We start from the raw sequence: 17,135 nt of genomic DNA on the forward strand, positions 1-17,135 counted from the left end.
TTTCAAATAGCGGCCAAATTTTAGAAAATTTTACAATGCTTAGAACTCTCTAAAAATTTTTCTGTCCTATCAGACACGAGCAAGGCATGGGAGTTCCGAGCCTTGTTTGAGTTAATTTAACTTTTCCCATGAATACTTTTTATAGTAACTACATTGATTTTTACGTAGGGGGGGGTTATCCCCTCCCAAGAAACGTTACCATTTGCGGGCGGGGATAAACCCCGCCCCTACGCAAAATAATGTAGTCGTAATAAAAGCCATATTTTATGGGATATTCAATAGGAAACACTACAATATGAAAACAATGAAAAAATCCCTTATCGCAGCATCTATTTTGGCTTTAGGTATGGCAACAATGCCAGCTAAAGCAGAAATCAACATTCCATTTATTTCAGCGGTGGCAGGTCAAAGCAACCAAGCAACGCCATCTTTAGCTGATATGTTAGACAAAGTTCGCCCAGCGGTGGTCAGCATCTCGGTGGAAGGTAAAGCGAAAGAAGATCAAGGTCGCAGCCGTATGCGTGATTTGCCTGAAGAGTTTCAATTTTTCTTTGGCGATATGTTCAGCGACCGCTTTGGCGGAGATTCTCGCCCTCGCCAATTCCGTGGTTTAGGTTCTGGTGTGATTATTAACGCAGAAAAAGGTTATGTCATTACGAACAATCACGTCATCAAAGATGCGGATAAAATTACGATTCAATTAGATGATGGTCGAGAGTTTAAAGCAAAATTGGTAGGTGCAGATCCGCAGTCTGACGTGGCGTTAGTCCAAATCGAAAATCCGAAAAACTTAACGGCATTAAAATTTGCTGATTCAGATAAATTACGCGTGGGCGATTTTAGCGTGGCAATTGGTAACCCATTTGGTTTAGGTCAAACCGTGACTTCAGGCATTATTTCTGCATTAGGTCGCTCAACTGGCAATGCAGATGAGGGTTACCAAAACTATATTCAAACCGATGCGGCAGTAAACCAAGGTAATTCTGGTGGCCCATTAATCAACTTAAAAGGCGAATTAATCGGAATTAACACCGCTATTATCTCTCCAAGTGGTGGTAATGCGGGTATCGCTTTTGCTATTCCATCGAATATGGTGAACAACCTTGTGCAACAAATCATCGAATTTGGTGAAGTGAAGCGTGGAATGCTTGGCATTAAAGGAGGGGAACTTAACGCTGATTTAGCGAAAGAGTTTAGTGTTGATGCTCAACAAGGAGCATTTATTAGCGAAGTATTCCCAGAATCGGCAGCCGCAAAAGCAGGCTTAAAAGCAGGCGATGTGATTACTGAATTAAACGGTCAAAAATTACATAGTTTCAGTGAATTGCGTGCGAAAATCGCAACCTCTGGTGTTGGCAAAGATATTGAATTAACTTACTTACGTGATGGCAAAACCGCAAAAACGAAAGTAACACTTCAATCTGAAATTGGCAGTACAAGCTCAGTTACAGATTTATTGCCAGAATTGAAGGGGGCAGAATATACTAATCAAGATGAAAAAGGCGTGAAAGGCGTTTCAATTACCAAAGTTGAAAAAGGATCATTAGCCGAAGCACGTGGATTGAAAAAAGGCGATTTAATCATCGGTGTAAACCGTCATCGTGTTGAGAATGTAAGTGAGCTACGTAAGGTGTTGAGCGAAAAACCATCAGTGGTTTATTTAAATATCGTACGTGATGGTGCAAATTTCTTCTTGATGGTTCAGTAGTTTTTGTTGGGGGAGGGAGTATCTCCTCCCTAATTGCGAGAGCATTCTATCTAACAAGCGGTAAATTTTCCTTAAGAATTTACCGCTTGTTTTTATTTTCCTAAAACTTCCCAATCACCAACGCCAAAATCCCTGCGGCAATTAACGGCCCAACAGGAATCCCACCGAAAAATGAAACGCCAATCACTGTGCCAATCATTAACCCCGTAACCAGAACAGGTTGAGTTGTCATTAGATCCACACCTTTACCCGCAATCCAAGCGACGAGTACGCCTACTGCAATTGAGGCAAACATTTTCCAATGTACAAAATAAGAGAGTTCGGGCAGCTGGATTTTGCCAGAGACGAGTGGGCTTAATACGCCAAGAGTCAGGATAATAATCCCGATTTTTAAACCGTATTGGTCAATCCAAGGAATATATTTTGAAAGGAGCGTTTGCTGCATAATTAATAGCACTGCTGCAGAAATGGTAATTGCATTATTGTGGCTTATCACGCCTAAAATCAGTAACACAATAAGCAAGAGGGCAATCATATTTAATTGTAATGACATAATCATTCCAGAAGTGAAAAATAAGAGCATAAATTATAGCAATTTATCCAATTAGTGTGTTTTTTATTTCCGACGAAAACGATAAAATGAGACAGTATTTATTGATTATTTTTTGAGGAATTTTATGTCGAGTGTTGCCAGTCCAGAGCTGATTAAAACGGTGATTTTGCTTGCCTCAAGCGTCACTATCGTACCACTTTTTAAACGTCTTGGGCTGGGTAGCGTATTGGGCTATTTAGTTGCAGGTTGTTTAATTGGTCCATCTGTATTTGGTGTTATCCAAGATCCTACTGCGGTTGTGCATTTAGCTGAACTGGGCGTGGTAATGTTCCTATTCATTATTGGATTGGAAATGCACCCTGAACGTCTTTGGGCAATGCGAAAAGCGATTTTTGGGCGAGGATTCTTGCAAGTGGCACTTTGTGGCTGCTTGCTGACCTTTGCTGGAATTTATTTGCTCAATCTTTCGAAAGAAGTTGCTTTTATTGCGGGGATGGGATTTACCTTATCTTCTACCGCTATTGTTATGCAGACTTTAGAAGATCGTGGTATTACTAGTACGCCAAAAGGGCAACGGGTGATATCCACGCTAATTTTTGAAGATTTAGCGATTGTGCCACTTTTAGCATCTATTGCTTTTTTAGTACCGAATTCAGCCGATGCAAAACATACAACGGATTGGATGTCTATTGGCATTGCACTTGCGGCAGTTGTTGGTTTAATCGTTTCAGGCAAATGGTTAATGAATCCCTTGTTTCGCCTCATTTCTAAAGCACGTGTACGAGAAATGATGACCGCGGCGGCATTACTCGTTGTACTTGGTGCGGCTTTAACAATGGAACTGGGGGGATTATCAATGGCGATGGGGGCATTTGTTGCGGGTGTAATGCTCTCAGAATCGTCATTCCGTCACCAATTAGAAGCGGATATTGAGCCATTTAGAGGTTTATTACTTGGGCTTTTCTTTATGGGCGTGGGAATGTCGCTTGATTTAAGCCTTGTATTCAACCATCTCTTTTTATTACTCGGTATCGTTTGCCTCTACATTTTAGGCAAAGGTTTAGCGGTTTACTTTGTTGCACGTTTAACCCGCTTACAACATCGTGAAGCTTTTGGACGTATGGCACTACTTGCTCATGGAGGGGAATTTGCATTCGTGCTCTTTTCTGCGGCAACTTCTGCTAGTGTAATGTCAGCCCATGAAAATGCAACTTTTACCGCTGCAGTCATCCTTTCTATGTTATTTTCACCATTGATTACTCAGCTTGCACGAATAGTCACTCTACGAGCAGAAAACAAACAAAATACACAGCAGAATAATCATGATCTCGATCCCATTGTGGATTTAGAAGACACCGTACTTGTGCTTGGTTTTGGTCGTTTCAGCCAAATTGTTTGTCAAACTTTATTACTACGGGGAATCAATGTAGCCGTGATTGACCGCAATATCGATAATATCCGTGCTGCTGCGAAATTCGGTTTTAAAGTGTACTATGGTGATGGCATTCGCTTAGATGTGCTTCAAGCAGCAGGCATAGAAAAAGCTAAATGTGTCGTGATTGGGATTAATGATACTGACCGTATTGAAGCAATTGTAAGTCAATTAAAAGAGGCTTACCCAGAATTGCCAATTTTAACCCGAACATACGACCGCCAAACGACGGTAAGTTTGATCAAACAGGATGTAGACTTTATTGTGCGTGAAACGTTTGAATCTGCCTTAACTTTAAGCCGAGCCACCTTAATGAAACTCGGTATTAATCAAGTAGAAGCGGATGAAGTGATTGCCGAAGTGAGATCGCTCGACCAAGAACGCTTAAATGAGGAGGTTCTACACGGCTTTTCTACCGAAATTGTAAAAAAATATTGGACGCCAAAACCTTTCATCAAACCGCATTGTGATGCTAAAGCTTTGAATGAAGAGGCTGCTGAGATCTTGGAAGAAGAAAAAAAGGAAATCCGCAAAGAAGAGGAAAAATAATACCGCTTGTAATCACAGACGTTTTCTCAAATAGATAAAGAGGCTGATATTTGTAGTAAATATCAGCCTCTTTGTTATTTAAATCCCTTTAGAACAGGGCAGTGTCTTACGACCTTGATGAATTTCTGGCAGCTTACCCAAAACAATTTCTTCTGCTTTCGGTAAAAAATAATAAATATCAACCTTTTTAAGTTGTTCAAGAAAAATGGGAAGGGATATTTGATGCTTTTCTGTAAGCTGTTTCAAATAATGATGCCATACAGAAAAAGCGAGAGAAATCGTGTGTTCCGACATAATTACTCCATTTGATGAAAATTTAAATGAAGTATAATCAGATTTTTAAGCATTGTCAGTAAATACAAATTTGTAAAAATAAAGGTTATTTAAGATATTGATATATCTCAAATAACCCATCTAAAACCAACTTATAAAGTAATGATTGTTTTTAATCCAATTCTTTGATTTTGTTCCATCACATTTTCCAACCGTACTTTTAGACCGTGTAATTCCGCAATTCTCATCACAATTGAAAGCCCTAAGCCACTGCCTTTTTCATTTTGTCCTGCAGGACGGTAGAAACGTTGCCCGAGTTTTTTTAAATCGTCAGGCTCAACGCCGCCACCGTTGTCTTCCACAATAATTTGGCAAGCGGTCATTTTTACTGAGATGTTTGCACCTTCGGGGCAATATTTAATTGCATTATCGATCAGGTTTCTGATCATTAAGGAAATTAAAAGCGGCTGTCCTTGTTTCGCTTTGGGTTCGGCTTCTTTTTCAAAAGCCAGCGATATTTGGCGTTTTTCCGCCACAAAATAGCGTTCAGCAATCAGAGATTGGATAATGCCTTCCCAATCAAGCGGTTGAATTTCTTTCAACTCTTGCAAATTATCCAGCTTGGAAAGCGTCAGTAGTTGCTCAATAAGCTGTGATGCACGGTCAATCCCTTGGGTTAAATGGGAAAGAGCTTGCTCGCGAAGCTGAGCATTATCGCCCGCTAGCTGTGCCACTTCGGTTTGAATGCGAAGGGCTGCCAAAGGGCTACGCAATTCGTGGGCGGCATCAGACGTAAAACGGCGCTCGCGTTGCAACATTGCCGAAGTACGGTCAAAAAATTGGTTTAAATTTTGTACCAGTGGTAGAATTTCCAGAGGCAAAGATTGTGTATTGAGCAGTGAAACATCGCCCGATTTTCTGCCCTGCACTTCTTGGCTTAAGCGTTTAATTGGCTGCAATTCTTTGTGAATAAGCCACGCAAGTACAATAATTAAAATCGGCAGGCTGGCAAACCAGATCCACATCTGCCCAAAAATCATTTCGTTAATCAGCTCTTCGCGATATTCCAACTCTTGCCCAACGGCGATGATCAGATCGCCATTTGCCACAGGTTGCCAGAAAATCCGCCATTCATCGTCATCATTAAGCATATAGCCTTTGGCGAAGCCGATTTCGTTATCGAACACAAAATTATCGCCATTGCGTCCATCGGTCAGAAGCCGCTTGCCTTGTTTGGAAAAAATCGCAAAGGCAAGAGCATCATCGTCATAATTTTTCTTAAACGAATGGGTTTGGATTTTATTTATATCTTCAGCGTGTTCAAGCAGGATATGACTTAAATCGGAGTTAGCAAGCCGTTCAGCAAATAGAATTTGCTGGGCATCAAACACGTCATTCACTTCATTTCGCACTTGCCACCACGCAACAGCAGTGGAAATAAGCCAGACAAAAAGTGCGGTAAAAGAAAGAACGTAAATTAAGCGAAGGGTTAGGCGTTTGTTTTGCATTTTATTTTCCATTTTTGACCGCTTGCAGTTGCTATGCTTGTCCTAACGCATACCCGACTCCGTGTACGGTGCGGATAAACTGCTTACCAAGTTTTTGGCGAAGATTGTAAATATGCACATCTAAGGCACTGCTGCTGATTTCTTCATCCCAAGATGAGAGTTTTTCTTCAATCGTAGCACGTGAGAGCACGCGATCTTTATTGAGCATAAAAAGCTCCAGCAATTTATATTCTCGCGTGGTGAGTGAAATTCCCTGAGCGTTAAGCGAAACTGCTCGTTGATTGGGATCGAGCTTCACGCCTGCGTGTTCAATCACAGGATTGTGATGTCCATAACGACGGCGAATTAACGCTTGCAAACGAGCCGCGACTTCCGCCAACGCAAAAGGTTTGCAGAGATAATCATCCGCCCCGTGTTGCAAGCCTTTTACGCGTTCATCCAAAGTGTCGCGAGCGGTTAAAATTAGCACGGGCACATCTTGATGGTTCACTCTCCATTGTTGAAGCACGTCTAAGCCATCTAATTTGGGCAAGGTAAGATCAAGCACCACAGCATCGTAAGGCGCGGAAGTCAGTGCATCCAGCCCAGTTTTACCATCAGTAAACCAATCCACCGCAAAGCCAAGTTGGGTTAAACCAATCTGTAAACCATTGCCGATCAGGCTATCGTCCTCAATTAGTAAAATTCTCATAGAAATTGACCGCTCTTTTACAGTTAAAAAACAAAAACAGCGAGCTGAGCTCGCCATTTTTTTGAGTAAATTATCTTGCTTTTTCAACACGATAAACTTCAAGTTCGGCTTTCTCGAAAGCTTCGTTGTCTAATTTACCGCTAATACGGATTTTATCGTTTGGGCCTACATTTAAGCCATTCCAAGCACGGCGTTTAATTTCCACTTTAATTTGTGCTGTACCATCACTAAATAAGAACTCATCGTCATCGATTTGTTGTGTGATGTTACCCTCTAAGGTAATCATTGAATTATCGGCTGCTTTTAATGCTTGTTTTACGCTAATTGCTGATTGAGTGCCCGATTGGAAGCCTCCATTTGGTGTCGTGTTACCGTTAAAGCCAGCAAATGCTGAAGCTGTAGATAAAGCTAAAATAGTTGCTAAGGCGAATTTTTTCATAGTGTTTTTCCTTTGTTTAGCCACCTATAGACGGTGGTATGTTTAGTTTAGTGATTAAGAATATAAGTGGTTATATAAAATTAGTTTGTTTTTTCGATGCGTAACACTTCAAGTTCTGCTCTATCAAACACCTCGTTATCTAGTTTACCAAAAATGCGAATTTTATCATTCGGACCTACGTTTAAACCGTTCCATACCTGACGTTCGATTTCAACTCTGATTTGACCAGTACCATCAGTAAACCAGAACTCATCATCATCGATTTGTTGTGTAATGTTACCCTCTAAAGTAATCATTGAATTATCTGCTGCTTTTAATGCTTGTTTTACGCTAATTGCTGATTGAGTACCTGATTGGAAACCACCATTTGGTGTTGTGTTGCCGTTAAAGCCAGCAAAAGCTGAAGTTGTAGATAAGGCTAAAATAGCTGCTAATGCAAATTTTTTCATAATGTTTTCCTTCTTCAAATTGTTTTCTCAAGCAGTATTGCTTTGATGTGTGTATTAAACCAAAGAAATCTTAAGAAAAAGTTAAGAAGCAGTTAATTTTTAAAATTTTTGCAAACAAAAAGCGAGCAATGCTCGCCTTTTTATTGTTTCTTCTTAAAGAAGTGCAGCGACTTCATCGCTAATTTCGCCATTGTGATAAACGTTTTGTACATCATCACAATCTTCTAGCATCTCAATTAAACGTAATAATTTTGGTGCTGTTTCTGCGTCTAAATCGACAGAGGTTGATGGAATCATCGTTACTTCTGCTTCTTGAATTTTGAAGCCTGCTTTCTCAATGCCATCACGTACGTTACCTAAATCTTCCCACGCAGTGTAGATCTCAAATGAGCCGTCATCTTGTGGTTGAATATCATCTGCACCCGCTTCGATTGCCGCTTCAGTTAATGCGTCTTCATCTGCTTCCGCAATTAAAATTAAACCTTTTTTGCTGAATAAGTAGCCAACAGAACCTTCAGTGCCTAAGTTACCTCCACATTTTGTGAAACTTGGGCGAACTTGTGAAATAGTGCGGTTTGCGTTATCGCTTAAACATTCTACCATCACCGCTGTACCGCCTGGGCCGTAACCTTCATAGATTTTGGTTTCCATATTGGTATCATCTCCACCGCCTACACCACGCTCAATCGCACGGTTGATGGTGTCTCGCGTCATATTGTTTGATAACGCTTTATCTACTGCTGAACGTAAGCGCGGGTTTGCACTTATATCACCACCACCGATTTTTGCTGCAGTAACTAATTCACGGATTAATTTGGTAAAGATTTTACCGCGTTGTGCATCTTGTGCTGCTTTGCGGTGTTTAATGTTAGCCCACTTACTATGACCTGCCATGTATTTTCCTTCTTGAATAAAATTATGATATGAATAAATGTGCCTTCTTTATTCTTAAAGAAGAGGATAAATAAATTTCTTAATCGCCTCCGCGTTATTCGGGGAAGCGGTTAAATTCAGTGCTTCTTTTGCATCTAACCATTGAAATGCTAAATGTTCGCTTAATTGCGGTTCTACTTCATCTGGTAATGCCAATAAAAACCAATGTTCAGTATTATGTGTAGTATCTGGTGCATATTTGTAACGAAATTGTGGGAAAATCTCAAATTTCACCGAATATTGACAATCCACTAAGATCAAATTTTGTTCTTTAATATCAATCCCTGTTTCTTCTTTCACTTCCCGCATCGCTGTTCGTAAAGGTTGTTCGCCCTCCTCAATAGTGCCTGTTACTGACTGCCAAAAATTCAGATCATCTTGGCGTTGTAACATTAACACTCTGCCTGTATTTTGAGCATAAATCACAACCAGAACAGAATAAGGATTTTTATATTTCATAAGCAAGAATACGTCTTTTTGTGCAAAAGAGTGGCGATTTTAACAAAAAAATTGGGGTTTGATAATAATTACATACAAAAATGGTGCAACAAGTTGCACCATCTATAACATATAGCCCAAAGTAGCATAAATTATGCGTAAATTAGAGCCCTAGGATTCCAAACGCTCTTTCGCCACACGAATAGCTTCCGCCACACGTTCAGGATTTACCCCGCCTTTTGCACAACGTTTTTCTAAGCAAGATTCAAGCGATAGAATTGGGTAAACATCTTCATCAATTACCGCATGGAATTGTTTAAATTCTGCCACAGATAACGCTTCTAACGGTTCGCGTTTACTGATGGCATAAACCACCGCTTCGCCCACGATATGATGTGCTTCACGGAATGGAATGCCTTTAGCAACTAAGTAATCAGCCAATTCAGTTGCATTTGAGTAGCCTTGTTGAGCTGCCTCGCGTGTGCGTTCTACATTCACATTAATATCTTCAAGCACAAGTGTGGCGATTTCTAAACACGCCTGCCAAGTTTCCATCGCATCGAAGATACCTTCTTTGTCTTCTTGCATATCTTTGTTATATGCGAGCGGTAAGCCTTTGAGTGTCGTGAGCAAGCCCGTTAATGAGCCGAATACACGCCCTGATTTACCACGAATTAATTCACACGCATCGGGGTTTTTCTTCTGTGGCATCAATGAAGAGCCTGACGTGACACGATCAGAAAGTTCCAAGAATGCTGATTCACCACTGTTGAAGAAGATTAAATCTTCCGCAAAACGAGAAAGGTGCACCATACTGATTGAAGCACTTGAAAGCAATTCTAAAACGTGGTCGCGGTCTGAAACGGAGTCTAAACTGTTGCGCGTACCAATGCTAAAACCAAGATCTTTTGCCAATGCATCACGATCCACTGCATAGGCTGTGCCTGCTAATGCACCCGAACCAAGTGGGCAAGTGTACATACGTTTGTAAGCATCGGTTAAGCGGCTGTAATCACGTTCTAGCATCTCAAAATACGCCATACACCAGTGAGCAAAAGTGATTGGCTGAGCACGTTGAAGGTGAGTATAGCCTGGCATCACTGCGTGTTGGCTAGCTTCTGCAGTGAGCACTAATTTTTCTTGAAGATTACGGATACGCTCTTGCATTACAATCACTTGTGCTTTACACCACATCTTCATATCAACCGCGACTTGATCGTTACGGCTACGCCCTGTGTGCAATTTTTTACCTAAATCGCCTACTTTTTCAATCAGTTTAGATTCCACCCAGCTGTGAATATCTTCGGCATCATCTTTTAAAATGATCTCAATTTTGGGTTCAATTTCTGCACGTAATTCTTTCAGTGCCGCTACTAATTGTTGATGCTCATCTTCGGTTAAAACGCCTACTGAAGTAATTGCTTTCGCCCAACCGATTGAACCATCAATATCTTGCAGAGCTAAACGGTAGTCAAAACGTAATGAATCATTGAAAAATTTGAATTTTTGGTCTGCTTCCTGTGTAAAACGTCCACCCCAAAGTGCCATATTCTATTCCTTAAATCTAAAATGAAATTGTATTTATCAAAAATTGGCTCTATTTTGCATAAATATGCAAAATTATTCAATAATTATTTAATGAAAACCCGATAAAAAAGAAAATCTGCATCCTCTCAAGCGGTCAAATTCACTTAAAAGAATGCAGATTTTTATCATATTACTTTATCAGAAAAATTACTTCAAAAACGGATTATGTATTTTTTCACGCCCAATAGTGGTGTGCGATCCATGTCCCGCAATGATAATGAAATCATCATCTAAATCAAACATTTTGGTGCGGATGGTTTCGAGCAGTTGGTCAAGGTTTCCCATATAGAGATCGGTTCGCCCAATGCTATCTTTGAAGAGTACATCGCCTGTAAACGCAATTTTATTCTCAAAATCAAAGAAACCAATGTGCCCAGGTGCGTGCCCTGGTAGGTGGCGAATATCAAAATTTAAACTTCCAACACTGATTTTATCACCCTCGTTTAGCCAATGATCAGGCAAAAAACCGTTAACTGGCGGAATACCAAACATTTCACACATTTGAGGGAGTTCTTCAAAGAGCGGTTGATCAGATTTGTGCGAACCATATACTTCTATGCCAAAATGATCGCGAACTTTTTCAACTGCCATAATGTGATCGAGATGACCATGGGTGATCAGTAGTTTTTCTATTTTTAAGTTTTGTGATTCAACGAATTGAATAATTTTTTCCGCATTATCGCCCGCATCAATAATAGCTGCATTTTTATTGTCATCCCAAATAATTGAGCAATTTTGCTGAAATGGGCTAACGGGAATGATTTGTAAATTGAACATAGAAAATGACCGCTTGTTTGTAAAAATATTAAACCCCAAGCCAAGTTCGTACAGGACCTGTATCGACGTGCACAAAATTACTGCGAGGATAATATCCCACGCCGCCATTGCTTAAACTTTCTGCCGCTTGTTTTACTTTGACTAAAGGAACGCCTGAGATTTGAATATCTACAGCTTGTCCTTTAATGTGGAAACTATTGCTTGCTACACCGTGATGTTCGAGACGTAATTTGGCGTTGGTTTTTGCGGAACGATAGCCGCTAATTACCACAACTTCTGCATTGCGTAAGCCAAGGCGTTGTTGGAGTTGGTTGAGTTTCACAAAAAGATTAGGATCAATGCGTTTTATCTCACCCGTGCGGCGATCACGCATTAAATAGTTGAGCTGTTTTAGATCGTTTGCGGCTAAATTATTACCATTAAACTTGGCCATGTGGGTATCGCCTGTATTGATATTGCGAAAACGTAATGCAAGAGGCATTACCGTAGAAAGGCTGGCTAGCACTTGTTGTGGAAGTAAGCTCGCTCCTAATACAATGCCACCTAGAGAAAGCCATTTGCGACGTTGAAGATTAATTGAATTCATGAATCACCTCATTCATTGAGTTGAATAAAATTAAATTGCCTGAAATCAAAAAGATAACTTAATTTTATTAAACATTGTAGTAACGATATTTTTGTATATAGGAACGGGGTTTAGCCCGACCCTTTATGTATCTTGACATTGTTATGTACGGGAAACCCGCCCCTAATGGGCAAGAAAGATGATATTTATATAAACAATGATTTTGTATAACTGTACTGAATACTGCAAATTATTAAATTTGAGATTATTATAAAAACAAAAGTTCCGAGAAGCGGTTAATTCTTCTCGGAATTTTCCATTTTTGCGAATTAGATCACATTTTTCACAGCTTGCCAGTTAAGATTCGGCTTCGGTTGGTTTTGATCGAGCTTGTAAATATCTGGCAAGGTAAACACTTTCCCTCCTTCTACCCACGCTGTAACGTAGTAGAGATACACGGGGTTTTCAGAGTTAATTCTTGCAGATGTTGTTTTATTACTGTCTAGCACTTTTTGTTGTTTATCGGCAGACCAACCCGCTTCACGTAATAATACGGTCGCTAATTCATCCGCTTTTGCCACACGCACGCAGCCCGAACTTAACGCACGATCCGTTTTACCGAATAAACCTCGGTTTGGTGTATCGTGTAGGTAAATCGCATCTGAACTTGGCATATTGAATTTATAACGGCCTAATGCACTGTCATCTCCTGCTTTTTGACGAATACGATATGGAATATTTGTTGTGTTAAGGTATTTCGACCAGTTCACGCTATACGGATTTACTTTGTTACCACTACCATCTAAGATTTCGTAGTTGCGTGCATCGGCAATACCTGGATTTTTTGCCAAAGCAGGAATGATATCTTTGCTTAAAATCGTTGGGGGAACATTCCAAGGTGGGTTGACTACCACATTACTTAATTTGCTATACATTACAGGTGTACGGCGATCTTCTCGACCTACAATTACTTTTGATTGCAATACTAGCTTGCCATCAATGAAATAGTAGAGTTGATAGCTTGGAATATTCACGAAAATGCCGTTATTAAAACTTGGAATAATACGTAAACGTTGAGCATTCAGTGCCAATTTATAGAAAGTCGTTGCGTCTGAAACGGGCGTTTTTTCTCCGTTTTTTGCAGATTTGCCTTTTGATACTTTTTTCTCTCCGCTTGCAGTAACCCCATTTGGTGACATTGCTAATAAACGCTCAGTTGTTTCTTGATATAAATGGTTACGAGGTACTAGATTATTCATAAATTGCATTGCATTGCCATTTTTTACGGCGTTCACCCAACTTGAAATATTTTCCACACTGGGTGTTGAAGTGCGGTATGAACCTAAGTTGTAGAGCCAGTTATTTGCATTACGTGCGACATTTTTGTTGTAGTAGAGATAATCTAAAAAAGCATCGGTAAGTAAAATATCACGGGCTAAAAATCCGTCTGGTTGGGCTAAAATTTGCTGTAATATACCTGCTGCTTTATTTGAGACGCTACTTACAGCAAAGAGGGCATACTCTTTTAAAAAAGTGCGAGTAGCTGTCGCATCTGACCACATTGGTGCAAAATCGTTATCTAAATAAACCTTAGCTGTTGCAGAGCTTAATAATAAGGTATTATTACCTATTTCTTGCTTCACTCTCGTTTCTGCTTCAGCAAGTTTACGTTCTTGCTCTTGGCGAATTTTCTCCTGTTCTAATGTATAGTTTACATCTTTTGCCAAAGCAGCTGCTCGTGCTTGCTGAGTTTCAAAACTCAATTGTGGTAAAATTTTCTCTTGTTGTGTTTGTAGGGGCTGCTGAGCCGTTTGTTGAATCGGTAAAGTTGCCTGCTCTACTGTTGGCATTTCTGCCATTGCAATTGCTGAAAGGCTTATTGCTAATGGAAATAATTTAAATTTTTTCATTATGAAATCTCTAATCTAAAAATTAAGCCGCTTATTGGCTTTACCTAAGCGGCTTAGTAAGATTTACGTATTATAAAGAAGTTACGCTTTTTTATCAATTTCTAACCAATCGATCATCATTTGTTCAGCTTCTTTTAAATAGAAATCGGGAGCTTCGTAATCTTTTGGTAATGCATCAATATCTTTGATCGGTTTTTTACCTTCACGTTTAAAGCGTTCGTTCAAGTTTTTTAAACGACGATCTTCATCTGCTTTATTCTCTTTTTTGCGTTCAGCTAAATTCAACGACATAAATTTACGCTCATCACGATCTTTACGAATCGCAATGTCTTCATTTACCACGATAAATTCTGGATTTTTTGCTACACGTTCTTCGTGTTTTTGAGTTAAAGTTTCCACTGCATCTCGAGCGTGTCCAGCTTCTTGATAACTTGCGGCAGGAATTTTATCCCAAGGCAAGGCATTATCTTCAAAGCTTTCGCCTGTTTTTGCTGCATTGATGATCTCAGGGAATTTAATATCCGCATTCACTCCTTTTAGCTGTGTACTGCCACCATTAATGCGATAGAATTTTTGAATGGTATATTGAATATAGCCTAGCGGATCTTTATCTAAATCATATACAAAATTCAATGAACGGCTTTGTTGCACTGTACCTTTACCGAAGGTTTGTTGCCCTACGATGATGGCACGGTTGTAATCCTGCATTGCCGCTGCAAAAATTTCTGAAGCTGAAGCACTGTGACGGTTAATCATGACCATTAACTTACCATCATAGATCGATTTATCCGCTTCAGGATCTTCGTGCACTTTAATGCGGTTAAAGGCATCACGTACCTGCACAATAGGGCCTTCTTTAATAAATAACCCTGATAATTCAATTACTTCTGTTAAAGAACCACCACCATTCTCACGTAAGTCGATGATTAGTGCATCTGCTTTTTTCTCTTTCATTTGAGCCAACAATGTACGCACATCACTTGTTAAGCCAATATAGAAAGATGGAATTTTAATTACTGCGATATTTTTGCCATCGACTTTATCCATGCTAAGTTTAGCCGCACTGTCTTCAATACGAACTTTATCACGAGTTAAAGAGATAATTTTAGTTTTACCTCCTTTCTCAGGCTCAATTTCTAAGCGAACAATTGAGCCTTTTTTGCCTTTGATCTTATCAACCACATCATCTAATCGCCAGCCGATAACATCTTCAATCTCTCCTTTCTCGCCTTGACCCACACCCACAATTTTATCGCCTACTGAGATTTTTTTACTACGAGCAGCAGGTGCACCTGGGACAAGTGAACGGATAGACGTAATATCATCTTCCATTGAAAGCGTTGCCCCAATGCCCTCAAGTGAAAGATTCATACTCTCTTGGAACGCTTTAGCCGCACGAGGCGATAAATAGCTAGTATGTGGATCGATTTCACGTGCAAATGCATTCAAATAGGTTTGTAAAATATCATCAGCCTTAATTTGTGTGAGACGTTTAATCGCTAAATCATAGCGCTTCACTAAGGTTTTCTTGATTTCTGGCCATTTTTTCTCTTTGAGGTAGAGATTGATAATGTCATTTTTTACACGCTCTTCCCAAAGTTTATCTGCCTCTGCTGTTGTTTTCGGGAATGGTGCTTTATCACGCTCAACTTCAATTTGATCGTTTGTTTTTAAATCAGGTTCTTTATCCAATAAAGAGAGAGCATATTTATAGCGTTCATAACGACGTTTAGTCATTAAATCATACATATCAAAAGCAGCACTCAATTCGCCTGCATACAGTTGATCATCTAACTTCGTTCCATATTTTGCACGCATCTCTTCAACATCTGATTGCAATAAGGTGTTGTGTGTGGGATCTAAAAAGTCAATATATCGATTAAAAATCTTGCTTGCAAATTCATCATCTAATTTGAATTTTTCGTAATGTGATTGTGTTAAACGTGCGGTAACGCGTTTGGTTGAAATGCTGTGTTGATCGTTAGGCTTTGGAATCACTAACGCACTTTCTTTGATTTGAGGTTCAACCGCAAAGCTACTATTCACAAAAATTCCCATTGTGAATAACGCCACTAAACGGCTTGCTTTATTGAGTTTCATGCTTGTCCTGATATGCTATAAAGATGATATTTAAATAATGATTCTCTCCCACAAGAGGAGAGGGGCATAAGAAAATTATCGACCAAATTTTGTTGCTAATGCAGCTAAACTTTCTGCTGATGCTGCAGGTGCATTAGAGGCTGGTTTCTTCGCTTTTGGCGTAAATTTACGAGCCGTTTTATTTTGCTCAGCTCGCTGTTTTTTGAAGAACTCTTTACGTTGTGCTTTACGCTGTTCTGCTTTACGAGCTGCCACCGCTTCACGAGATTGTGCTAAAGTTTGTGCTGCGTGTTCTGCTTGTTGTTCATCAACAATACCTGCTTCTTCGCCTTGTAAATCTACACGCACTGCATTTGGTTTGCATGCTGCAAGATAGTGCCAACTCATTGTATATCCGCGTAATGCTTGACGAAGCTGTGTTTTGCTTATAGTTTCATCGTCAGATAATGCTACTGCCAAATCTTCAAATAAACCGATTTTAATTGGTTTTGCTTCACCTTCCACGCTAAAACAAAGTGGGAATTTTTCTGCTAAATAGGCAATAATTTCTTTAACAGGTGGATTTACTTTATTCGTGTGTGCCGCTTTTTCACTGGTTTCAACAGCTGTTTGTATTTCTTGTTCAGACATAATTTCTTCCGTTTTTAACTGAAAATAAGGGGTTAGATAGCATAAGATTTAAAGTGGTAACTATATTTTATTTAACCCGCTTCGTCCATAGATTTACCTAATTTTTCGTGTAAATAGGTCAATCATTTTAGCGGAAAAGTTCAGATTATTTTCCTTGCTCTTTCCTATCTTAAAAATAACATTTGCTTTCTTGATGAATAAGTGGTCTAATCAGCAGGCTTTTGCGACTTAATGTGATCGCTTTTCTTCTCAAAAATGAGAGTGTTTTAGTTATCCATCATCTCTCTTTAGCAATTTTGATTTATTTTTAGAAGGAAAACACTATGTCAGCATTAATCGGCACAGTAAAATGGTTCAATGCAACCAAAGGTTTCGGCTTTATCGCACCAGAACAAGGTGGCGAAGATATTTTTGTACATTTTTCAGCAATTGAAAATAATGGTAGTTACCGTACCTTAGAAGAAGGTGCTAAAGTTCAATACGAAGTGCAAAAATCAGATCGTGGTTTATCTGCAGTAAATGTAAAAAAAATCTAAACATCATTAATAAAGAGGCTGATATTTACTACAAATATCAGTCTCTTTGTGTATTTG

17 protein-coding genes are annotated in these 17,135 nt (G+C 39.5%); 3 read left to right on the forward strand and 14 right to left on the reverse strand.

The window, feature by feature from the left end:
- Positions 1-295: 295 nt before the first annotated feature.
- A complete protein-coding gene (locus tag QMF79_RS05050) occupies positions 296-1,708 on the forward strand; it encodes a DegQ family serine endoprotease (protein WP_281772989.1) in 1,413 nt (470 codons plus the stop codon).
- A gap of 100 nt (positions 1,709-1,808) precedes the next feature.
- Here the strand turns inward: QMF79_RS05050 and QMF79_RS05055 are convergent, their stop codons facing one another.
- A complete protein-coding gene (locus QMF79_RS05055) occupies positions 1,809-2,261 on the reverse strand; it encodes a DUF441 domain-containing protein (RefSeq protein WP_005707472.1) in 453 nt (150 codons plus the stop codon).
- A 124-nt stretch (positions 2,262-2,385) separates the two neighbouring features.
- Between QMF79_RS05055 and QMF79_RS05060 the strand changes: the two genes are divergently transcribed.
- Positions 2,386-4,242 (forward strand): monovalent cation:proton antiporter-2 (CPA2) family protein, encoded by a 1,857-nt coding sequence (locus tag QMF79_RS05060; protein ID WP_281772990.1) that lies wholly within the window; start codon positions 2,386-2,388, stop codon positions 4,240-4,242.
- A gap of 78 nt (positions 4,243-4,320) precedes the next feature.
- Here QMF79_RS05060 and QMF79_RS05065 read toward each other — a convergent pair whose 3' ends face one another.
- The 13 genes from QMF79_RS05065 to proQ all read right to left on the reverse strand — a co-directional run bounded on the left by QMF79_RS05065 (position 4,321) and on the right by proQ (position 16,542).
- Positions 4,321-4,536, reverse strand: a complete 216-nt coding sequence (locus tag QMF79_RS05065; RefSeq protein ID WP_281772991.1) for a hypothetical protein — start codon at positions 4,534-4,536, stop codon at positions 4,321-4,323.
- A gap of 131 nt (positions 4,537-4,667) precedes the next feature.
- Positions 4,668-6,023, reverse strand: coding sequence for a quorum sensing histidine kinase QseC (qseC, locus tag QMF79_RS05070; protein ID WP_281772992.1), 1,356 nt, complete (start codon positions 6,021-6,023; stop codon positions 4,668-4,670).
- Between the two features lie 31 nt (positions 6,024-6,054).
- Entirely contained in the window at positions 6,055-6,714 is a 660-nt protein-coding gene (locus tag QMF79_RS05075) for a response regulator (RefSeq protein ID WP_281772993.1), read from the reverse strand.
- Positions 6,715-6,784: 70 nt separating this feature from the next.
- Complete coding sequence (locus QMF79_RS05080) at positions 6,785-7,153, reverse strand: YgiW/YdeI family stress tolerance OB fold protein (RefSeq protein WP_281772994.1); 369 nt, start codon at positions 7,151-7,153, stop codon at positions 6,785-6,787.
- Between the two features lie 80 nt (positions 7,154-7,233).
- Positions 7,234-7,602 (reverse strand): YgiW/YdeI family stress tolerance OB fold protein, encoded by a 369-nt coding sequence (locus QMF79_RS05085; RefSeq protein WP_281772995.1) that lies wholly within the window; start codon positions 7,600-7,602, stop codon positions 7,234-7,236.
- A gap of 153 nt (positions 7,603-7,755) precedes the next feature.
- Positions 7,756-8,496 carry a YebC/PmpR family DNA-binding transcriptional regulator gene (locus tag QMF79_RS05090; protein WP_281772996.1) on the reverse strand — a complete coding sequence of 247 codons (741 nt, stop codon included), beginning with the start codon at positions 8,494-8,496 and terminating at the stop codon, positions 7,756-7,758.
- A 54-nt stretch (positions 8,497-8,550) separates the two neighbouring features.
- A complete protein-coding gene (gene nudB / locus QMF79_RS05095) occupies positions 8,551-8,994 on the reverse strand; it encodes a dihydroneopterin triphosphate diphosphatase (RefSeq protein WP_040218703.1) in 444 nt (147 codons plus the stop codon).
- Positions 8,995-9,144: 150 nt separating this feature from the next.
- Positions 9,145-10,521: an argininosuccinate lyase gene (gene argH, locus QMF79_RS05100; protein ID WP_281772997.1), complete on the reverse strand. Its 1,377-nt coding sequence runs from the start codon at positions 10,519-10,521 to the stop codon at positions 9,145-9,147.
- Between the two features lie 186 nt (positions 10,522-10,707).
- Positions 10,708-11,337 (reverse strand): MBL fold metallo-hydrolase, encoded by a 630-nt coding sequence (locus tag QMF79_RS05105; protein WP_281772998.1) that lies wholly within the window; start codon positions 11,335-11,337, stop codon positions 10,708-10,710.
- A gap of 28 nt (positions 11,338-11,365) precedes the next feature.
- Positions 11,366-11,923, reverse strand: a complete 558-nt coding sequence (locus QMF79_RS05110; protein ID WP_281772999.1) for a YcbK family protein — start codon at positions 11,921-11,923, stop codon at positions 11,366-11,368.
- A gap of 308 nt (positions 11,924-12,231) precedes the next feature.
- Entirely contained in the window at positions 12,232-13,812 is a 1,581-nt protein-coding gene (locus QMF79_RS05115; protein ID WP_281773000.1) for a L,D-transpeptidase family protein, read from the reverse strand.
- Between the two features lie 81 nt (positions 13,813-13,893).
- Positions 13,894-15,912 (reverse strand): carboxy terminal-processing peptidase, encoded by a 2,019-nt coding sequence (prc, locus tag QMF79_RS05120; protein WP_281773001.1) that lies wholly within the window; start codon positions 15,910-15,912, stop codon positions 13,894-13,896.
- Positions 15,913-15,987: 75 nt separating this feature from the next.
- A complete protein-coding gene (gene proQ, locus QMF79_RS05125) occupies positions 15,988-16,542 on the reverse strand; it encodes an RNA chaperone ProQ (RefSeq protein WP_281773002.1) in 555 nt (184 codons plus the stop codon).
- Between the two features lie 323 nt (positions 16,543-16,865).
- Between proQ and QMF79_RS05130 the strand changes: the two genes are divergently transcribed.
- Positions 16,866-17,078 carry a cold-shock protein gene (locus QMF79_RS05130; RefSeq protein ID WP_005707454.1) on the forward strand — a complete coding sequence of 71 codons (213 nt, stop codon included), beginning with the start codon at positions 16,866-16,868 and terminating at the stop codon, positions 17,076-17,078.
- Positions 17,079-17,135: the final 57 nt, after the last annotated feature.

It is taken from the genome of Pseudohaemophilus parahaemolyticus, from assembly GCF_938021905.1.
GTDB classification, from domain to species: domain Bacteria; phylum Pseudomonadota; class Gammaproteobacteria; order Enterobacterales; family Pasteurellaceae; genus Haemophilus_A; species Haemophilus_A parahaemolyticus_B.